Raw genomic sequence first — 17925 nt, 5'->3', positions numbered from 1 at the left:
GCAACGGGGTCCGACAGGCTCGACCTGCGTGGTGGTGCGACTACGGCTTGCCGCGCATGACGGCCTGCTTGACCTCGGCGATCGCCTTGGTCACCTCGATGCCGCGGGGGCAGGCCTCGGTGCAGTTGAAGGTCGTGCGGCAGCGCCACACGCCCTCTTTGTCGTTGAGGATGTCGAGACGCGTCTGCGCGTTGTCGTCGCGCGAGTCGAAGATGAAGCGGTGGGCGTTCACGATCGCCGCCGGGCCGAAGTACTGGCCGTCGGTCCAGAACACGGGGCACGACGAGGTGCACGCCGCGCACAGGATGCACTTGGTGGTGTCGTCGAAGATCGCTCGCTCGGCGACCGACTGCACGCGCTCCTTGCCGGGCTCGGGCTTCGAGTTCGCGACGAGGAAGGGCTGCACCTCGCGGAAGCTCGCGAAGAACGGCTCCATGTCGACGATGAGGTCCTTCTCGAGCGGCAGGCCCTTGATGGCCTCCACGTAGATGGGCTTCGAGATGTCGAGGTCCTTGATGAGCGTCTTGCAGGCCAGGCGGTTGCGGCCGTTGATGCGCATCGCATCGGATCCGCAGATGCCGTGCGCGCAGGAGCGGCGGAAGGTCAGCGAGCCGTCCTGCTCCCACTTGATCTTGTGCAGCGCGTCGAGCACGCGGTCGGTCGCGTACATCTCGACGTCGAAGTCCTGCCAGCGCGGCTCGGTGTCGACGTCGGGGTCGAAGCGGCGGATCAGGAACGTGACGGTGAACGACTGGATCGCGGCATCCGTCGACTGGGCTTCGAGCGTGGCAGTGCTCACGTCAGTACTTCCTCTCCATGGGCTGGTAGCGGGTGATCGTCACCGGTTTCCAGTCGAGTCGGATGTGGTCGGCCGCATCCGACGAGTGCGCGTCGCCCGACAGGTACGCCATCGTGTGCTGCATGTAGTTCGCGTCGTCGCGGTTCGGGAAGTCGTCGCGCATGTGGCCGCCGCGGCTCTCCTTGCGATTGCGGGCCGAGTACACGACCACCTCGGCGAGGTCGAGGAGGAAGCCCAGCTCGACGGCCTCGAGCAGGTCGGTGTTGAACCGCTTGCCCTTGTCGTGCACGGCGACGTTCCGATACCGGTCGCGGAGGCCGGCGATGACCTTCGTGACGTGCTCGAGCGACTCGTCGGTGCGGAACACCTGGGCGTTCTTGTCCATCTCGTCCTGCAGTTCCTTGCGGATCGCGGCGATGCGCTCGGTGCCATCGGAGTCGCGGAGCTGCTCCAGCATGCCGCGCACGGCGGCAGCCGGGTCGGAGGGCAGAGGAGTGAAATCGACCGTCTTCACGTACTCGACCGCGTTGCGGCCGGCGCGCTTGCCGAACACGTTGATGTCGAGCAGGGAGTTCGTGCCGAGACGGTTCGAGCCGTGCACCGAGACGCAGGCGCACTCGCCGGCGGCGTAGAGGCCGGGCACGACGGTGTCGTTGTCGGAGAGCACCTCAGCGGCGACGTTCGTCGGGATGCCGCCCATCGCGTAGTGCGCGGTCGGCATGACGGGCACGGGCTCGAACACCGGGTCGACGCCGAGGTAGGTGCGCGCGAACTCGGTGATGTCGGGCAGCTTCGTCTCGAGCACCTCGGCACCGAGGTGGGTGCAGTCGAGGAGCACGTAGTCCTTGTGGGGGCCGGCGCCGCGGCCCTCGGCGACCTCCTGCACCATGCAGCGGGCGACGATGTCGCGAGGCGCGAGGTCCTTGATCGTGGGCGCGTAGCGCTCCATGAACCGCTCGCCCGAGGCGTTGCGCAGGATCGCGCCCTCGCCGCGGGCACCCTCGGTGAGGAGGATGCCGAGGCCGGCGAGCCCGGTCGGGTGGAACTGGAAGAACTCCATGTCCTCGAGCGGCAGGCCCTTGCGCCAGATGATGCCGACGCCGTCGCCCGTGAGGGTGTGCGCGTTCGACGTGGTCTTGTAGATCTTGCCGAAGCCGCCGGTCGCGAAGATCACGGCCTTCGCCTGGAAGACGTGCAGCTCACCCGAGGCGAGGTCGTAGGCGACGACGCCCGACGGCTGTTGCTTGCCGTCGACCTCGGTCATGACGAGGTCGAGCACGTAGTACTCGTTGAAGAAGTTGATGCCGAGGCGCACGCAGTTCTGGAACAGCGTCTGCAGGATCATGTGGCCCGTGCGGTCTGCCGCGTAGCAGGCGCGGCGCACGGGCGCCTTGCCGTGGTCGCGGGTGTGGCCGCCGAAGCGTCGCTGGTCGATCTTGCCCTCGGGCGTGCGGTTGAACGGCAGGCCCATGTTCTCGAGGTCGATGACCGCGTCGATCGCCTCTTTGGCGAGGATCTCGGCCGCGTCCTGGTCGACGAGGTAGTCGCCGCCCTTGACGGTGTCGAAGGTGTGCCACTCCCAGCTGTCCTCCTCGACGTTCGCGAGCGCCGCGGCCATGCCGCCCTGCGCCGCGCCCGTGTGGGAGCGGGTGGGGTAGAGCTTCGAGATGACCGCGGTCTTCGCGCCGGGGCCGGCCTCGATCGCCGCTCGCATGCCGGCGCCGCCGGCGCCGACGATGACGATGTCGAACTGGTGGTAGTGGACGCCGTCGATGACCGTGGTCTCGGCGTCGGCGCTCTGGGTGTTCACGGATCTCCTAAGCGGCGCAGAACGAGGGAAGCAGGTCGGCGGGTGCGCCGACGGGGCAGGGCTCGAAGGTGAAGACGACGAGCGTGCCGAGGATGATGAGCACGGCAGCTGCGGCGAAGAGGGCGCCCTTCAGCACCTTCTGCACGACGCCGGGGTTCGTGTAGTCGTTGACGATCGTGCGCATGCCGTTGGCGCCGTGGATGAGGGCGAGCCAGAGCATCAGCACGTCCCACCACTGCCAGAACGGGTCGGCCCACTTGCCGCCGACGAAGCCGAAGTCGATGGCCTTGACGCCGTCGCCGACCATGAGGTTCATGAAGAGGTGTCCGAAGATGAGCACGATCAGCACGACGCCCGAGGCGCGCATGTAGATCCAGCCCCACTTCTCCAGATTGATGCCGCGGCGGCGGGGGCGGTCGGCTGGTTTCAGCGCCGACGTTTCGATGGCAGTCATGTCCCGCGGCTCCCTAGTGGCTGAAGACGTTGATGAGGTGGCGCGGCGTGAACGCGAGCATGGTCACGACCCAGAGGGCGACCACGATCCAGAAGAGGAGCTTCTGGTGGCGCGTGGCCCAGGCCCAGAAGTCCACGAGGATGATGCGCAGTCCGTTGAACGCGTGGAACACGATCGCGCCGACCAGGGCGACTTCGCCGAGGCCCATGATGGGCGTCTGGTAGGTGCCGATGACCGCGTTGTACGCCTCGGGACTGACCCGCACGAGCGCTGTGTCGAGGATGTGCACCAGAAGGAAGAAGAAGATCGCGACACCCGTGATGCGGTGCAGCACCCATGACCACATACCCTCACGGCCGCGGTACAGCGTGCCACCAGGCTTCTGTTTCGCAGGCTTCTCGGGTGCGGTCAGGGTTCCTGCCGAAGTCTCTGGCATGAACAACCCTCCCTGGCTGTGTGAATCGCCCCGAAGATGCCGGGGCATGACGGGCACACGGCCCGATTCGAGTGTAGACCCGAGCCACTGCGGCCGCTGCTAAGGCCTGCCTAACTCTCTCGATGTCGAGATATCGGATGCCGCGGCATCCGTCACCCGTGTGGTCGACGGGCGCTCCGGTTACGCTGTGCGGATGGACGAATCCCCGATCGACGGCTTCTACAGCGTCATCCCCGCCGGCGGCGTCGGCTCGCGGCTGTGGCCGCTCTCCCGCGCCGACGCGCCCAAGTTCCTGCACGACCTCACGGGATCCGGTCAGACGCTCCTCAAGGACACCTGGGATCGGCTCGCTCCGCTGTCGGGCGACGACCGCATCATGGTCGTCACCGGCCGTGCCCACCGCGCCGCCGTCGAGGCGCAGCTGCCCGGGCTCGCCGACCACAACGTCGTGCTCGAGAGCGAGCCGCGCGACTCGACGGCCGCGATCGGCCTCGCCGCGGCGATCCTCGAACGCCGCGAACCGGGCGTGATCATCGGCTCGTTCGCGGCCGACCACGTGATCTCGGGTGCTGCGCTCTTCCGCGCCGCCGTCGCCGACGCCGTCGCGGCGGCCCGCGCCGGATACATCGCGACGATCGGCATCACGCCGACCGAGTCGGCCGTCGGCTTCGGCTACATCGAGTGCGGCGCGCCGCTCGCCGTCGAGGGCGCCGAGCACGTCGAGGCGGTCGCGAGCTTCGTCGAGAAGCCCGATCTCGACACCGCCAAGCGCTACCTGGCAGGTCACAAGCACCTGTGGAACGCCGGCATGTTCATCGCGCGCGCCGATGCGCTGCTCGCCGAGATCGCCAGGAACAAGCCCGAGCTGCACGCGGGCCTCGTCGAGCTCGCGGCAGCGTGGGACGACCCCGCGACCCGCGGCCCCGCGGTCGACCGCATCTGGCCGCGCCTCGAGAAGATCGCGATCGACTACTCGGTCGCCGAACCCGCGGCGGCGGCGGGTCGCCTCGCCGTGATCCGCGGGCACTTCGCGTGGGACGACGTGGGCGACTTCGCCTCGCTCGCCAAGCTCAACACCGCGGGCCGGTCGGGCGAGCTCGCGATCCTCGGAGAGAACGCGCGCGTGCTCTCCGACGCCTCGAGCGGCATCGTCGTCAGCCGGTCGAAGCGGGTCATCAGCCTGATCGGCGTGCACGACATCGTCGTGGTCGACACCCCCGACGCACTGCTCGTCACGACGAGCGAGCACGCCCAACGGGTCAAGGCCGTCGTCGACGCCCTCAGGCTCGGCGGGTCCAACGACGTGCTGTAGGGCACGAGAGAGCGGGTACCGGATGTCCCAGGGTCGAGCAACGCGCCGGCGAGGTGTCGGCCATCGGATGGCGCTGCGCCGAAGCATCTCCGTCGCGGCGGCGCTGGCCGCGGCATCCGTCGCGCTCGCGGCGTGCGCTCCGGCCCCCGAGTCCGGAGGCGGCGGTTCGGCGAGCGACGCGTGCGTTCGGATGGTCACGAACTCGGGCGGCCTCGAGGACCGCTCGTTCAACCAGTCGAGCTGGGAGGGGCTGCAGCAGGCCGAGGACGAGTACGGCATCGATGCCGAGGCGATCGTCTCGACCGGTGAGACCGACCTCGCCCCCAACGTGGCGCAGGCCGTCGAGTCGGGGTGCGAGCTCATCGTCACCGTCGGCTGGGAGCTCGCGGAGTCGACGCTCGACCAGGCGGGCAAGAACCCCGAGCTCGCCTTCGCGATCGTCGACGAGACCGTCGAGGCCGACAACGTCAAGCCGGTGGTCTTCGACACCGCCCAGGCCTCGTACCTGGCTGGATACCTCGCGGCCGGCGTCTCGAAGACCGGCGTGGTCGCGACCTTCGGCGGCGGCAACCAGCCGCCGGTGACCCTGTTCATGGACGGGTTCGTCGACGGCGTCGCGAAGTACAACGAGGTGCACGGCGCGCAGGTGCGCGTGCTCGGCTGGAACAAGGAGGCCCAGGACGGCACCTTCACCGGCGACTTCGAGGACATCTCGAAGGGCAAGACGCTCACCCAGGCGTTCATCGATCAGGGAGCCGACGTCATCCTGCCCGTCGCGGGGCAGGTCGGCGAGGGGGCGGCCGCTGCGGCGAGCGAGAACTCCGGCGTCTCGGTGATCTGGGTCGACAGCGACGGATACGAGGTGCTGCCGGCCGAGTTCCGCGGGTACGTGCTGACGAGCGTGCTGAAGAACACGCAGGACGCCATGGTCGAGATCGTCGGCGACGTGCTCGACGGGGACTTCGACGCCGAGCCGTTCGTCGGCACCCTCGAGAACGGCGGCGTCGCGATCGCGCCCTACCACGATCTCGCCCCGCTCGTGTCTCCCGGCCTCGACGGGGAGCTCGAGGGGCTCAGGCAGGCGATCATCGCCGGCGAGATCGTCGTGGAGTCGCCGAGCCGCCCCTGAGCCGGTCGGCCCTCGTTCGCGGGGTGTTCGGGCTGCTCATGTGAGCAGAACATCGCGTCTTGATAACCATTGGATGTCGTCGACCCTCCGGCCGTGGCGCGCGACGCAACATTCGGTAACGTGACTGCACGAGCCTCGGAACGGTCGGGGCGCAGTCTTTGGAGGACACTGTGAAGGTCACGACCAAGAAAGCCGCCCTCGGCGGTCTCGCCCTGTTCGGCGCAGCCGTGCTGCTCGCCGGCTGTGCAGCCGCACCAGAAGAGGGCGGATCCGGCGAGTCCGCCGCTCCCGACTTCCTGCCCTGCATCGTCTCGGACTTCGGCGGCTTCGACGACAACTCGTTCAACGAGTCGAGCTTCAACGGCATCACCGAGGCGGCCGAAGAGCTGGGCGTCGAGTTCAAGCAGGCCGAGTCCAAGTCCGAAGACCAGTACGAGTCGAACGTCTCGAGCATGGTCGACCAGGGCTGCGACTTCATCCTCACGGTCGGCTTCGCCCTCGCCAACGCCACGCGCGATGCTGCACAGGACAGCCCCGACACCCAGTTCGCGCTCATCGACTCGGCGCTGTCGAACGACGACTTCACGCCGCTGACGCTCGACAACGTCAAGCCGGTGCTCTACGACACGGCCCAGGCCGCCTACCTCGCCGGCTACCTCGCCGCCGGCACGACCAAGACGGGCACCGTCGCCACCTACGGCGGCCTGCCCTTCCCGTCGGTCACGATCTTCATGGACGGCTTCGTCGACGGCGTCGCGAAGTACAACGAGGTCAAGGGCACCGACGTCAAGGTGCTCGGCTGGGACAAGGCAGCCCAGGACGGCACGATGGCCGGCAGCTTCGATGACATCAACCAGGGCAAGACCCTGACCCAGGGCTTCATCGACCAGGGCGCCGACATCATCCTCCCCGTCGCCGGTCCGCTCTTCCAGGGCTCGGCCCAGGCCATCCAGGACTCCGGCAAGGACGTCGCCATCATCGGCGTCGACAGCGACCTGTTCCTCACCGCTCCCGAGTTCGGCGAGATGTACCTCACCTCGGTGATGAAGCAGATGACGGCCGCCACCAAGGAGATCATCGTGAACGCCGGCAACGGCGACTTCTCGGCCGACCCCTACATCGGCACCCTCGAGAACGACGGCGTCGGCCTGGCCCCGCTGCACGACTGGGAGTCCAAGGTCGACCCCGCGCTGATGGAAGAGGTCGAGCAGCTCAAGACCGACATCGTCAGCGGCGAGATCACGGTCGAATCGCCCTCGACCCCCAAGTAAGTCCAGGCGAGCCTGGAGCAACCGCACCGGAGGGAGGTCGGCACGAGCCGGCCTCCCTCTCGCGTGCTTCCGGCTGGATGCGCCGCCGTGGTGCGTTCGGCGCGGTCGTCTGCTCATCGGAGCAGGGCATCGCGCGAGCGCACAGTCCTCAATAGAATCTGGAAGCATGAAGCTCGAACTTCGCGGCATCACGAAGCGATTCGGTGCCCTGGTCGCAAACGACCACATCGACCTCACTGTCGAGGCAGGTGAGATCCACGCCCTGCTCGGCGAGAACGGCGCAGGCAAGTCCACGCTGATGAACGTGCTGTACGGCCTGTATCAGGCCGACGGCGGCGAGATCCTGCTCGACGACCAGGTCCAGCACTTCGCCGGCCCCGGCGACGCGATGAAGGCCGGCATCGGCATGGTGCACCAGCACTTCATGCTGATCCCCGTCTTCACGGTGGCCGAGAACGTCATGCTCGGGCACGAGTCGACCAAGGCCGGTGGCGTGCTCGACCTCGCGACCGCGCGCACGAAGGTGCGCGAGATCTCCGACCGCTTCGGGTTCGACGTCGATCCCGACGCCCTCGTCGAAGAGCTTCCCGTCGGGGTGCAGCAGCGCGTCGAGATCATCAAGGCGCTCTCCCGCGACGCGCGCGTGCTCGTCTTCGACGAGCCCACCGCCGTGCTCACACCGCAGGAGACCGACGAGCTCATGTCGATCATGCGGCAGCTGAAAGAGAGCGGCACGTCGATCGTCTTCATCACGCACAAGCTGCGCGAGGTGCGCGAGGTCGCCGACCGCATCACGGTCATCCGGCTCGGCAAGGTCGTCGGCGAGGCCTCGCCGACCGCCACGAACGAAGAGCTCGCCACGCTCATGGTCGGCCGCGCCGTCGACCTCACGGTCGACAAGTCGCCGGCGAAGGCGGGCAAGCCCGCACTGGTGGTGCAGAACCTGACGGTGCTCGACCCGCTCGGCAACATCGTGGTCGACGACGTCAGCTTCAGCGTCGCCGAAGGTGAGATCCTCGCAATCGCCGGGGTGCAGGGAAACGGGCAGACCGAGCTCACCGAGGCCCTCCTCGGGCTCCAGCCGCGAGTGCTCGGCGAGGTGTCGCTCGACGGCAAGGCGATCCGCGGGCACTCCGTGCGCAAGATCCTCGACGTCGGAGTCGGGTTCATTCCCGAAGACCGCACCGAAGACGGCCTCGTCGGCGAGTTCACGATCGCCGAGAACCTCATGCTCGACCGGGCCGATGGTGCGCCGTTCGTGCGGTTCGGCAACATCCAGCGCGGCGCGCTCGAGGACTTCGCCCGCGAGAAGGTGGCGGAGTTCGACGTGCGCACCCAGGGCATCGACGAGCCAGTGCGCCGCCTCTCGGGCGGCAACCAGCAGAAGGTCGTGCTCGCCCGTGAACTCAGCCGCGACCTCAGGCTCTTCGTCGCGGCCCAGCCCACCCGCGGCGTCGACGTCGGCTCCATCGAGTTCATCCACAAGCGCATCGTCGCCACCCGCGACGCCGGCACCCCCGTCATCGTCGTCTCGACCGAGCTCGACGAGGTGACGGCGCTCGCCGACAACATCATGGTGATGTACCGGGGCCGCATCGTGGGCATCGTGCCCGGCGACACCCCTCGTTCCGTGCTCGGTCTCATGATGGCCGGCGCCGCCGGCGGCAGCGAGAACCCGACCGCCCCCACCGGAGAAGGAGCCGCGGCATGAGCGCCGACCGACCCGAGTCGCCGCAGAGCGAGGCCCAGCCCGCCGCTCCAGCGAAGACCGCCGATCCCGCCGAGGCTCCTGAGCCCTCGCGCTGGCACAACATGTTCCGCGAGATCACGACGGGCAACGCGATCATCTCGGTGCTCGCCGTGGTGCTCGCGCTCATCGTCGGCGCGGTCATGATCGCCTTCACGAACAAAGACGTGCAGGCGGCATCCGTCTACTTCTTCGCACGACCGGGCGACATGTTCGTCGCGATCTGGGACTCGGTCGCCGGAGCCTACTCGGCGCTGTTCCAGGGGTCGATCTACAACTTCCGGCGGCCTGGCTTCGCCGACGGCATCAAGCCGTTCACCGAGACGCTCACGTTCGCGACCCCGCTCATCGCCGCGGGCCTCGGCGTCGCGCTCGGCTTCCGCGTCGGCCTCTTCAACATCGGCGGACGCGGTCAGATGCTGATCGCGGCAGCGCTCGGCGGCTGGGTCGGGTTCGCGCTCGAACTGCCCCCCGTGCTGCACATGGTCGTCGCACTGCTCGTCGGCATCGCGGGCGGCGCGCTCTGGGCGGGCATCGTGGGTCTCCTGAAGGCGCGCACCGGTGCCCACGAGGTCATCACGACCATCATGCTGAACTACGTCGCGTTCTATCTCGTCAGCTACTGGCTCCGTGAGGGCTTCCTGAAGACGCCCGGATCGAACAACCCCAAGAGCCCGGCGACCAAGGAGACCGCGGTGTTCCCCGACCTGTTCGGTCCGGAGTACAACCTGCACTTCGGCTTCGTCCTGGTGATCGCAGCCACGGTGTTCGCGTGGTGGCTGCTGTCGCGCTCGAACCTCGGATTCAAGTTCCGCGCGGTCGGCGAGAACCCCAATGCGGCTCGGGTCGCGGGTATCAACGTCAAGCGCATGTACGTGTACGCGATGCTGCTCTCGGGCGGCCTCATCGGCCTCGCGGGCGTCAACCAGGTGCTCGGCACCACGACGAGCGGGTTCGGTGCCGGCATCGACTCCGGCATCGGCTTCGACGCGATCACGGTCGCCCTGCTCGGCCGCTCCCGCCCCTGGGGCGTGTTCGTTGCGGGCATCCTCTTCGGCGCCTTCAAGGCCGGCGGGTTCTCGATGCAGGCCGCAGAAGGCGTGCCGATCGACATCGTGCTCGTGGTCCAGTCCCTCATCGTGCTGTTCATCGCGGCGCCGCCGCTCGTGCGCGCGATCTTCCGGTTGCCCTCGCCCGACACCGTGCGACGAGCCACCCCGTCCGTCACGAAGGAGGTGGCAGCGAAGTGAGCACCGTCGCACCCGTGAGCCGGCCGACCGAGCCGCACCAGCCTCCGCCCGGCCCGGCCGTCGGGCTCATCCGCAACTGGAAGACGCCGGTCGCGCTCGGCGTGTTCAGCATCCTCGCCTTCGTCCTCCTCGTCGTGTTCGGTCGCGACGGCGTCAGCACGATGCGCCTCTCGACCGCCAGCGACGTCATCCAACTGCCCGACGTGCACCTGCCGACGCGCGCGACCAGCATCGTCATCACGATCCTGCTGTTCGCGATCACCGCGGTGAGCACCTGGCTCGTCGTTCAGCGGCGCAAGACCCCGATCTGGCTGATCTCGATCTTCGCGGTGCTCGCCCTCCTCGGCTTCCTCGTGTGGGCCGCGGCCGATGCGACGATCCCGGTGCCCGGGCTTCTGTTCGGGTCGTTGAGCCTTGCGGTGCCGCTCATCTTCGGCGCGCTCGGCGGCGTGATCTCCGAGCGGGTCGGCGTCGTGAACGTCGCCATCGAAGGTCAGCTGCTCGCAGGTGCGTTCACCTCGGCGCTGGTGGCCTCGATCACCGGACAGCCGCTGTTGGGCCTGCTCGCGGCGATGGTGGCCGGAATGCTGGTCTCCTTCGTGCTCGCGGCCTTCTCGATCAAGTACTTCGTCGACCAGGTGATCGTGGGTGTGGTGCTCAACGTGCTCGTCACGGGCCTGACCGGGTTCCTCTTCTCGCAGTTGCTGGCGCCGAACGCCGCGACCTTGAACGCGCCGCCCCGGTTCGAGCGCATCAACATCCCGATCCTGTCCGAGATCCCCATCCTCGGACCGGTGCTGTTCCGTCAGACGCTCATCGTGTACCTCATGTACATCGCCATCGCGGCCGTGTACATCGGCATCTTCCACACGCGTTGGGGCCTTCGGCTCCGTGCGGTCGGCGAGCACCCGCAGGCGGCCGACACGGTCGGCATCAACGTGAACGGCACCCGCTTCTGGAACGTCTCGCTCGCCGGTGCGATCGCAGGCCTCGGCGGTGCGTACTTCACGCTCGGATCGGTGGGAGCCTTCGGAAAGGAGATGACGGCGGGCGCCGGCTTCATCGCCCTCGCCGCCGTGATCTTCGGTCGATGGGATCCGATTCGAGCGACGCTCGCGGCGCTGCTGTTCGGGTTCGCGTCGAACCTGCAGAACGTGCTGAGCATCATCGGCTCGCCCGTGCCGAGCGAGTTCATGCTCATGCTGCCGTACCTCGTCACGATCTTCGCCGTGGCCGGACTCGTCGGGCAGTCCCGCGGCCCGGCGGCATCCGGAAAGCCGTACATCAAGTCCTGACGCGGCCCGCCCTGTCGGGCCGAAGCACACCATCCTGGAACGGGGGAGCACCATGACCGCAACGGATGCGATCGACTGGAACGATCTCCGCGGGCGCGCCCGCGAGGCGATGGCCAAGGCGTACGCGCCGTACTCGGAGTTCCCCGTGGGCGCTGCGGCGATCGTCGACGACGGCCGCATCGTGAGCGGATGCAACGTCGAGAACGCCTCGTACGGCGTGACCCTCTGCGCGGAGTGCTCGCTCGTCTCGGCACTCGTGATGTCGGGCGGCGGCAAGCTCGTGGCGTTCACCTGCGTCGACGGGCACGGCGCGGCGCTCATGCCCTGCGGGCGCTGTCGGCAACTGCTCTACGAGCACTCCGCCGAGGGCATGCTGCTCGACACCGTGTCGGGAATCAAGACCATCGACGAGGTGCTGCCCGACGCGTTCGGCCCGCGGCAGCTCGCCGAATTCAGAGGAGTGAAGTGATGAGCACCGTCGAACCGTTCGACGCCGTCGACCTGATCCGCGCCAAGCGCGACGGCCACGAACTCGAGACGCCCGAGATCGACTGGCTCGTCGACGCTTACACGCGCGGCTACGTCGCCGACGAGCAGATGTCGGCCATGACGATGGCGATCTTCCTCAACGGCATGACGCGCCGCGAGATCCGCGACCTGACGATGGCGATGATCGCGAGCGGCGAGCGCATGGACTTCTCGGGGCTCGGCAAGCCCACGAGCGACAAGCACTCCACGGGCGGCGTCGGCGACAAGATCACCCTGCCCCTCATGCCGCTCGTCGCGACGTTCGGCGTGGCGGTGCCGCAGCTGTCGGGCCGCGGGCTCGGCCACACCGGCGGCACGCTCGACAAGCTCGAGTCGATTCCGGGATGGCGCGCCGAGATCACGAACGACGAGATGTTCGCGCAGCTCCGCGACGTCGGCGGCGTCATCTGCGCTGCCGGTGCTGGCCTCGCTCCGGCCGACAAGAAGCTCTACGCGCTCCGCGACATCACAGGCACGGTCGAGGCGATCCCGCTCATCGCGTCGTCGATCATGTCGAAGAAGATCGCCGAGGGCACCGGCGCGCTCGTGCTCGACGTCAAGTTCGGCTCGGGCGCGTTCCTCACCGACATCGACCGCTCGCGGGAACTCGCGCGCACCATGGTCGAGCTCGGCGAAGACGCGGGCGTCGCGACGTCCGCGCTCATCACGAACATGAACGTGCCGCTCGGCCTCACGATCGGCAACGCCAACGAGGTGCGCGAGTCGGTCGAGGTGCTCGCGGGCGGCGGTCCGTCGGATGTCCGTGCGCTCACCGTGGCCCTCGCCCGCGAGATGCTCGCGCTCGCGGGGCAGCCCGACGTCGATGTCGAGGCAGCACTCGACGACGGCCGGGCCATGGACACCTGGCGGCGCGCGATCCGCGCTCAGGGCGGCGACCCCGATGCCCCGATGCCGGCGGCGCGGGAGCAGCACGTCGTGACGGCCGAGCGCGACGGCGTGCTCGTCGAGCAGCAGGCCCTGCCGTTCGGCATCGCAGCCTGGCGTCTCGGCGCTGGGCGTGCGCGAAAGCAGGACCCGGTGCAGCACGCGGCCGGCATCGACCTGCATGCGAAGCCCGGCGACGTCGTGCGCAAGGGCGAGCCGCTGTTCACCCTGCACGCCGACGAGCCCGCCCGGTTCGCGCGGGCCCTCGAGTCCGTCGAGGGAGCGTGGCGCATCGGCGATGCGGGCGATCCGATCGATGACGGCGGCCCCCTGATCGCCGACCGCATCGGCCGCTGACGACACGCGCGACGGCCCGGGCGCCGCGCGACGCGGACCCGGGCATCGCGCCTGCGCGCGGGTGCTTCCGTGACCGGATGCGTCGTGCGCGCACGGGTTGCTTCGAGATTGCCGAGACTTCGCGGGCGCCCTGTCGCTATCGTTGACTCGTGAACACGATTCCGACGGAGTACCGCCTCGAAGGCGACGGCACGAACATCCAGGCCCTGCCGAAGATCTCGCTGCACGACCACCTCGACGGCGGACTGCGACCGCAGACGCTCATCGAGCTCGCCGACGAGATCGGCCTCGAGGTGCCGGCACCCGATGCCGAGAGCCTCGGCCAGTGGTTCGCCGAGCAGTCGAACTCCGGTTCGCTCGTCGAGTACCTGAAGACCTTCGACCTCACGACGGCCGTGATGCAGACCCGCGAGGGCCTCACACGGGTCGCCCGTGAGTTCGTGCAGGATCTCGCGGCGGACGGCGTGATCTACGGCGAGATCCGATGGGCGCCCGAGCAGCACCTCACGCGGGGCCTCAGTCTCGACGAGACCGTCGAGGCCGTGCAGGCGGGCATCGAGCAGGGCATCGACGACGCGCGCGGACAGGGCAAGGGTGTCCGTGCCGGCCAGCTCATCACGGCGATGCGCCACGCCGACCGCGGCCTCGAGATCGCCGAGCTCGCCGTGCGTCACCGCGATCGCGGTGTCGTCGGATTCGACATCGCGGGCGCAGAGGCAGGGTTCCTGCCGAGTCGTCACCGCACCGCGTTCGACTACCTCGCGAGCCAGTACCTGCCGGTCACCGTGCACGCCGGCGAGGCCGATGGCCTCGAGTCCATCCGCAGCGCCCTCTTCGACGGCCGTGCGCTGCGGCTCGGTCACGGCGTGCGCATCGCCGAAGACCTCATCATCGATCGTCAGGACGACGAGAACACCTATGTCTCGCTCGGCCCCATCGCGCAGTGGGTGCGTGATCGCGAGATCGCACTCGAGACGAGCCCGTCGTCGAACCTGCAGACCGGCGCGATCGCGGCGTGGGGCGACGAGCTCATCGACCACCCGTTCGACCTGCTGTACCAGCTCGGCTTCCGAGTGACCGTCAACACCGACAACCGCCTGCAGTCGGGTACGACGCTCACCCGCGAACTCGCGCTCCTGAGCGACGCCTTCGGCTACGACCTCGACGACTTCGAGACGTTCCAGCTCAACGCGGCGGCGGCGGCGTTCCTGCCGCTCGACGACCGCGAAGAGCTCGCGGAGTTGATCCAAGACGGCTTCGACGACGCCTGACACCCGGGAGCGATCGACCGCCCCGCACCAGCCTGCATCATCCTGAACGGACCCCGATGACCCTCCCGCCGCTCCCCGACGAAGCGATCGTGATCAAGGCGCACGTCGACGACTGGCGCGCCGCCGTGCGCGAAGCCGGCCGTGCGCTCGTGCGTTCGGGATCGACCCGCTCGGAGTACGCGGATCGGATGATCGCGGTCATCGAGGAGTTCGGCGCCTACGTCGTGATCGCGCCGGGCCTCGCGCTCGCGCATGCCAGGCCCGGCCCCGACGTGCGCCGCGAGGGGCTGGCCGTCGTCACCCTCGCGGAGCCGGTGCCGTTCGGGCATCCGCACAACGATCCCGTGCGGGTCGTGGTCGGCCTCGCGGTGTCGAACGCCGAAGAGCATGTGGCCTCCGTCGCGCGACTCGCGAACGCATTCAACGACAGCGGCATCGTCGGTCGCATGGCTCGAGCCGAGACGGCCGACGAGCTGCGGGCGCTGCTCGGCTTCGATGGAGCGGCGGAGGCGGAGGCGTGAAGATCATCGCCGTCTGCGGACTCGGCATCGGCACCTCCGCGATCCTGAAGGTCAACGCCGAGCGCGCCCTCGATCGACTGGGTCTCACGGCCAACGTCGATGCCAGCGATCTCGCGGGCATCGCCACCGCGGCCGCCGATGCGCAGGTGATCCTCACATCGAGCGAACTCGCCGACGCGGTGCGCGCCGCGATCGGCCGCAGCTTCGCCGAGATCGTCGAGGTGTCGAACTACTTCGACGTCGAGGAGATCGGCGCGAAGCTCGAGACCTCGCTCGGCTGACGCGACGAGCGCTCGCTATGCGACGAGCGCCCGCATGCCCGCATCGAGCGCCGCCACCGCAGCGGATGCCGCGGCGCGACGCTCTGCCACGGTTCCCGTCTCGGACACGGCGTCGATGTAGACCTTCAGCTTCGGCTCGGTGCCGCTCGGGCGCACCATGACCCGGCCGCCGCCCTCGAGCACGATGCGCAGCACGTCGGACGGCGGCAGCTCGCCGAACCCGTCGGCGAGGTCTTCGATGCGCTCCACCCGGATGCCGCCGACCGATGCGGGCGGCTCGGCGCGGAGCCGGGCCATGATCTCGCCGATGCGCGACAGCTCGGTGACCCGGATCGAGATCTGGCCCGAGTCGTGGCAGCCGAACCGCTCGACGAAGTCGTCGAGGTGATCGGCGACCGTGCGCCCTTCGACCTTCAGCTCCGCAGCCAGCGAGAGGAAGGCGAGCCCGGCCGAGATGCCGTCCTTGTCACGCACGGTGCCGGGGTTCACGAGGTAGCCGAGGGCCTCTTCGAAGCCGAAGACGAGGCCGGGCGCACGCGAGATCCACTTGAATCCGGTGAGGGTCGCCTCGAAGTCGAGGCCGTAGGCGGTCGCGATCGCCTCGAGCCCGGGGGAGGAGACGATCGAGCACGCCAGCGCGCCGTTCGGGCCGGAGTCGCCCGTGACCGCAGCGGCGCGTTCCGCGGCCTGCCAGCCGAGCACGAGTCCGACCTCGTTGCCGGTGAGTCGTCGGTACCCGGCCTCGGCGGAGGCATCGGGGATCGCGATCGCGAGGCGGTCGGCGTCGGGGTCGTTGGCGACGATGAGCTCGGCGTCGACCTCGCGGGCCCGGGCGAACGACAGATCCATCGCGCCCGGCTCTTCGGGATTCGGGAACGACACCGTCGGGAACGCGGGGTCGGGCTCGATCTGCGCCTCGACGAGCGAGGGCGCGTCGAAGCCCGCGGCGGAGAGCACACTCGCCATGGTCTGCCAGCCCACTCCGTGCATCGCGGTGTACACGACGCGCGGCTGCACCGCCGGGGGAGCGGCGACCTGCGCGGTCTGGCGGATGTACTCGTCGACGACGGACTCGGCCGCCGTCTCGAACACGCCGCGAGGCAGATCGGTGACGGGCAGGGTGTCGGCGACGCGCTGGATCTGCGCCGCGATCTCGGCATCGGTGGGGGCCACGATCTGCGAGCCGTGGTCGTCGCCGCCGAGGTACACCTTGTAGCCGTTGTCGTTCGGCGGGTTGTGCGATGCGGTCACCATCACACCGGCCGAGACGTCGAGGTGACGCACGGCGAACGCGAGCACGGGGGTCGGCAGCAGTCGGGGCAGCAGGATGGCGCGCACGCCGGCGCCCGCCATGATCTCGGCGGTGTCGCGTGCGAAGACGGCCGAGTTCTTGCGGCCGTCGTAGCCGATCACGATCGACGGCGTCTGTCCGAGCACGGCGTGCTCGACGAGGTGGGCGGCGAGGCCCGCCGCCGCCTGGGAGACGAGCACGCGGTTCATGCGGTTCGGTCCGGCGGCGATCTCGCCGCGGAGCCCCGCGGTGCCGAAGGCGAGCCGCTGGTCGAAGCGGTCGGCGAGGTCGGCGGAGGCCACGGGGTCGCCGCCGCGCACCGCGTCGACGATCGCCGAGAGTTCGGCGATCGTCTCGGGGTCGGGATCCTGGCTGATCCACGCCTCGGCGAGTGCGATGCGCTGCTGGTCGGCGTCGGTCTGCGACATCCGCTGCCCCCTAGAGCTCTGCGACGATCTTGGCGAGCAGGCTCGAGATCACCGGCTCGGCCGTGCGACCGGCCTCGATGACCTCTTCGTGGCTGAGCGGCGTCGTCTGGATGCCCGCTGCGAGGTTCGTGATGAGCGACATGCCGAGCACCTCCATGCCGGCCTGGCGCGCGGCGATCGCCTCGAGCGCCGTCGACATGCCCACGATGTGGCCGCCGATGATCTTGGCCATCTGCACTTCGGCGGGCGTCTCGTAGTGCGGTCCACGGAACTGGCAGTAGACGCCCTCGTCGAGCGTGGGGTCGATCGAGTGCGCGAGGTCGCGGAGCCGCTGCGAGTAGAGGTCGGTGAGGTCGATGAAGGTCGCGCCCTCGAGCGGCGAATCGGCCGTGAGGTTGATGTGGTCGCTGATGAGCACTGGGGTGCCGGGCGTCCAGTGCTCCTTGATGCCGCCGGCGCCGTTCGTCAGGATCATGGTCTTCGCGCCCGTCGCGGCCGCGGTGCGCACCGAGTGCACGACGCGGCGCACGCCGTGGTCTTCGTAGTAGTGAGTGCGGGCGCCGATGACGAGGGCGCGCTTGCCGCTCGGCAGCAGTACCGAGCGCAGGGTGCCGACGTGGCCCTCGAGCGCGGGCTTGGAGAATCCGGGCACCTCGGTCGCGGCGATCGTGTGCGTCGTCTCGCCGATGAGCTCGGCGGCGCGGCCCCAGCCGCTGCCGAGGGTGAGGGCGACGTCGTGGTGCTCCACCCCGGTGAGTTCCGCGATGCGCTCGGCCGCGAGGGCGGCGATCGCGAACGGGTCGGCAGTGGGGTCGTCGAGCGGATTCTGAGCGTGCATCATCCCACTCTAATGAGCGGCG

Annotated in this window: 17 protein-coding genes; 11 read left to right on the top strand and 6 right to left on the bottom strand. The window is 69.0% G+C overall.

What is annotated here, in order from left to right; genetic code table 11:
* Window positions 1-40 precede the first annotated feature (40 nt).
* From BJY17_RS06660 to sdhC, 4 genes are read right to left on the bottom strand one after another with little or no spacing between them, the layout of a single operon-like run.
* On the bottom strand, window positions 41-799 hold the full coding sequence (locus tag BJY17_RS06660) for a succinate dehydrogenase iron-sulfur subunit (RefSeq protein WP_179550668.1): 759 nt from the start codon (window positions 797-799) through the stop codon (window positions 41-43).
* A gap of 1 nt (window position 800) precedes the next feature.
* Entirely contained in the window at window positions 801-2609 is a 1809-nt protein-coding gene (sdhA, locus tag BJY17_RS06655) for a succinate dehydrogenase flavoprotein subunit (RefSeq protein ID WP_179550667.1), read from the bottom strand.
* Between the two features lie 7 nt (window positions 2610-2616).
* Window positions 2617-3063 carry a succinate dehydrogenase hydrophobic membrane anchor subunit gene (locus BJY17_RS06650; protein ID WP_074258536.1) on the bottom strand — a complete coding sequence of 149 codons (447 nt, stop codon included), beginning with the start codon at window positions 3061-3063 and terminating at the stop codon, window positions 2617-2619.
* Window positions 3064-3076: 13 nt separating this feature from the next.
* Window positions 3077-3499: a succinate dehydrogenase, cytochrome b556 subunit gene (gene sdhC / locus BJY17_RS06645; protein WP_179550666.1), complete on the bottom strand. Its 423-nt coding sequence runs from the start codon at window positions 3497-3499 to the stop codon at window positions 3077-3079.
* Window positions 3500-3692: 193 nt separating this feature from the next.
* On the opposite strand from sdhC, the gene BJY17_RS06640 reads away from it, so the two are divergent.
* The 11 genes from BJY17_RS06640 to BJY17_RS06590 all read left to right on the top strand — a co-directional run bounded on the left by BJY17_RS06640 (window position 3693) and on the right by BJY17_RS06590 (window position 15346).
* Window positions 3693-4811, top strand: coding sequence for a mannose-1-phosphate guanylyltransferase (locus BJY17_RS06640; RefSeq protein WP_179550665.1), 1119 nt, complete (start codon window positions 3693-3695; stop codon window positions 4809-4811).
* 67 nt (window positions 4812-4878) lie between these two features.
* Window positions 4879-5940, top strand: a complete 1062-nt coding sequence (locus BJY17_RS06635; protein ID WP_179550664.1) for a BMP family lipoprotein — start codon at window positions 4879-4881, stop codon at window positions 5938-5940.
* 170 nt (window positions 5941-6110) lie between these two features.
* Complete coding sequence (locus BJY17_RS06630; protein WP_179550663.1) at window positions 6111-7211, top strand: BMP family lipoprotein; 1101 nt, start codon at window positions 6111-6113, stop codon at window positions 7209-7211.
* A gap of 166 nt (window positions 7212-7377) precedes the next feature.
* The gene (locus tag BJY17_RS06625) at window positions 7378-8922 is read left to right on the top strand and encodes an ABC transporter ATP-binding protein (RefSeq protein WP_179550662.1); all 1545 of its coding nucleotides are present in this window, start codon (window positions 7378-7380) and stop codon (window positions 8920-8922) included.
* On the top strand, window positions 8919-10208 hold the full coding sequence (locus BJY17_RS06620) for an ABC transporter permease (protein WP_179550661.1): 1290 nt from the start codon (window positions 8919-8921) through the stop codon (window positions 10206-10208). Before BJY17_RS06625 ends, BJY17_RS06620 begins: the two co-directional genes overlap by 4 nt.
* Window positions 10205-11503: an ABC transporter permease gene (locus BJY17_RS06615; protein WP_376865787.1), complete on the top strand. Its 1299-nt coding sequence runs from the start codon at window positions 10205-10207 to the stop codon at window positions 11501-11503. The genes BJY17_RS06620 and BJY17_RS06615 overlap by 4 nt, the downstream gene beginning before the upstream one ends.
* 52 nt (window positions 11504-11555) lie before the next feature.
* Window positions 11556-11972 carry a cytidine deaminase gene (locus BJY17_RS06610; RefSeq protein WP_179550660.1) on the top strand — a complete coding sequence of 139 codons (417 nt, stop codon included), beginning with the start codon at window positions 11556-11558 and terminating at the stop codon, window positions 11970-11972.
* Window positions 11972-13273 carry a thymidine phosphorylase gene (locus BJY17_RS06605; RefSeq protein ID WP_179550659.1) on the top strand — a complete coding sequence of 434 codons (1302 nt, stop codon included), beginning with the start codon at window positions 11972-11974 and terminating at the stop codon, window positions 13271-13273. Before BJY17_RS06610 ends, BJY17_RS06605 begins: the two co-directional genes overlap by 1 nt.
* A 149-nt stretch (window positions 13274-13422) precedes the next feature.
* Complete coding sequence (locus BJY17_RS06600; protein WP_322789767.1) at window positions 13423-14544, top strand: adenosine deaminase; 1122 nt, start codon at window positions 13423-13425, stop codon at window positions 14542-14544.
* Between the two features lie 56 nt (window positions 14545-14600).
* Window positions 14601-15065, top strand: a complete 465-nt coding sequence (locus tag BJY17_RS06595; RefSeq protein WP_179550658.1) for a PTS sugar transporter subunit IIA — start codon at window positions 14601-14603, stop codon at window positions 15063-15065.
* Complete coding sequence (locus BJY17_RS06590) at window positions 15062-15346, top strand: PTS sugar transporter subunit IIB (RefSeq protein WP_179550657.1); 285 nt, start codon at window positions 15062-15064, stop codon at window positions 15344-15346. The genes BJY17_RS06595 and BJY17_RS06590 overlap by 4 nt, the downstream gene beginning before the upstream one ends.
* Before the next feature lie 15 nt (window positions 15347-15361).
* Here BJY17_RS06590 and BJY17_RS06585 read toward each other — a convergent pair whose 3' ends face one another.
* The gene (locus BJY17_RS06585; RefSeq protein WP_179550656.1) at window positions 15362-17065 is read right to left on the bottom strand and encodes a phospho-sugar mutase; all 1704 of its coding nucleotides are present in this window, start codon (window positions 17063-17065) and stop codon (window positions 15362-15364) included.
* Between the two features lie 10 nt (window positions 17066-17075).
* Window positions 17076-17903 carry a purine-nucleoside phosphorylase gene (locus tag BJY17_RS06580; protein ID WP_179550655.1) on the bottom strand — a complete coding sequence of 276 codons (828 nt, stop codon included), beginning with the start codon at window positions 17901-17903 and terminating at the stop codon, window positions 17076-17078.
* Window positions 17904-17925 lie beyond the last annotated feature (22 nt).

Source organism: Agromyces hippuratus, from assembly GCF_013410355.1.
Taxonomy (GTDB): domain Bacteria; phylum Actinomycetota; class Actinomycetes; order Actinomycetales; family Microbacteriaceae; genus Agromyces; species Agromyces hippuratus.
This window is presented reverse-complemented; position numbering and strand designations above follow the sequence as displayed.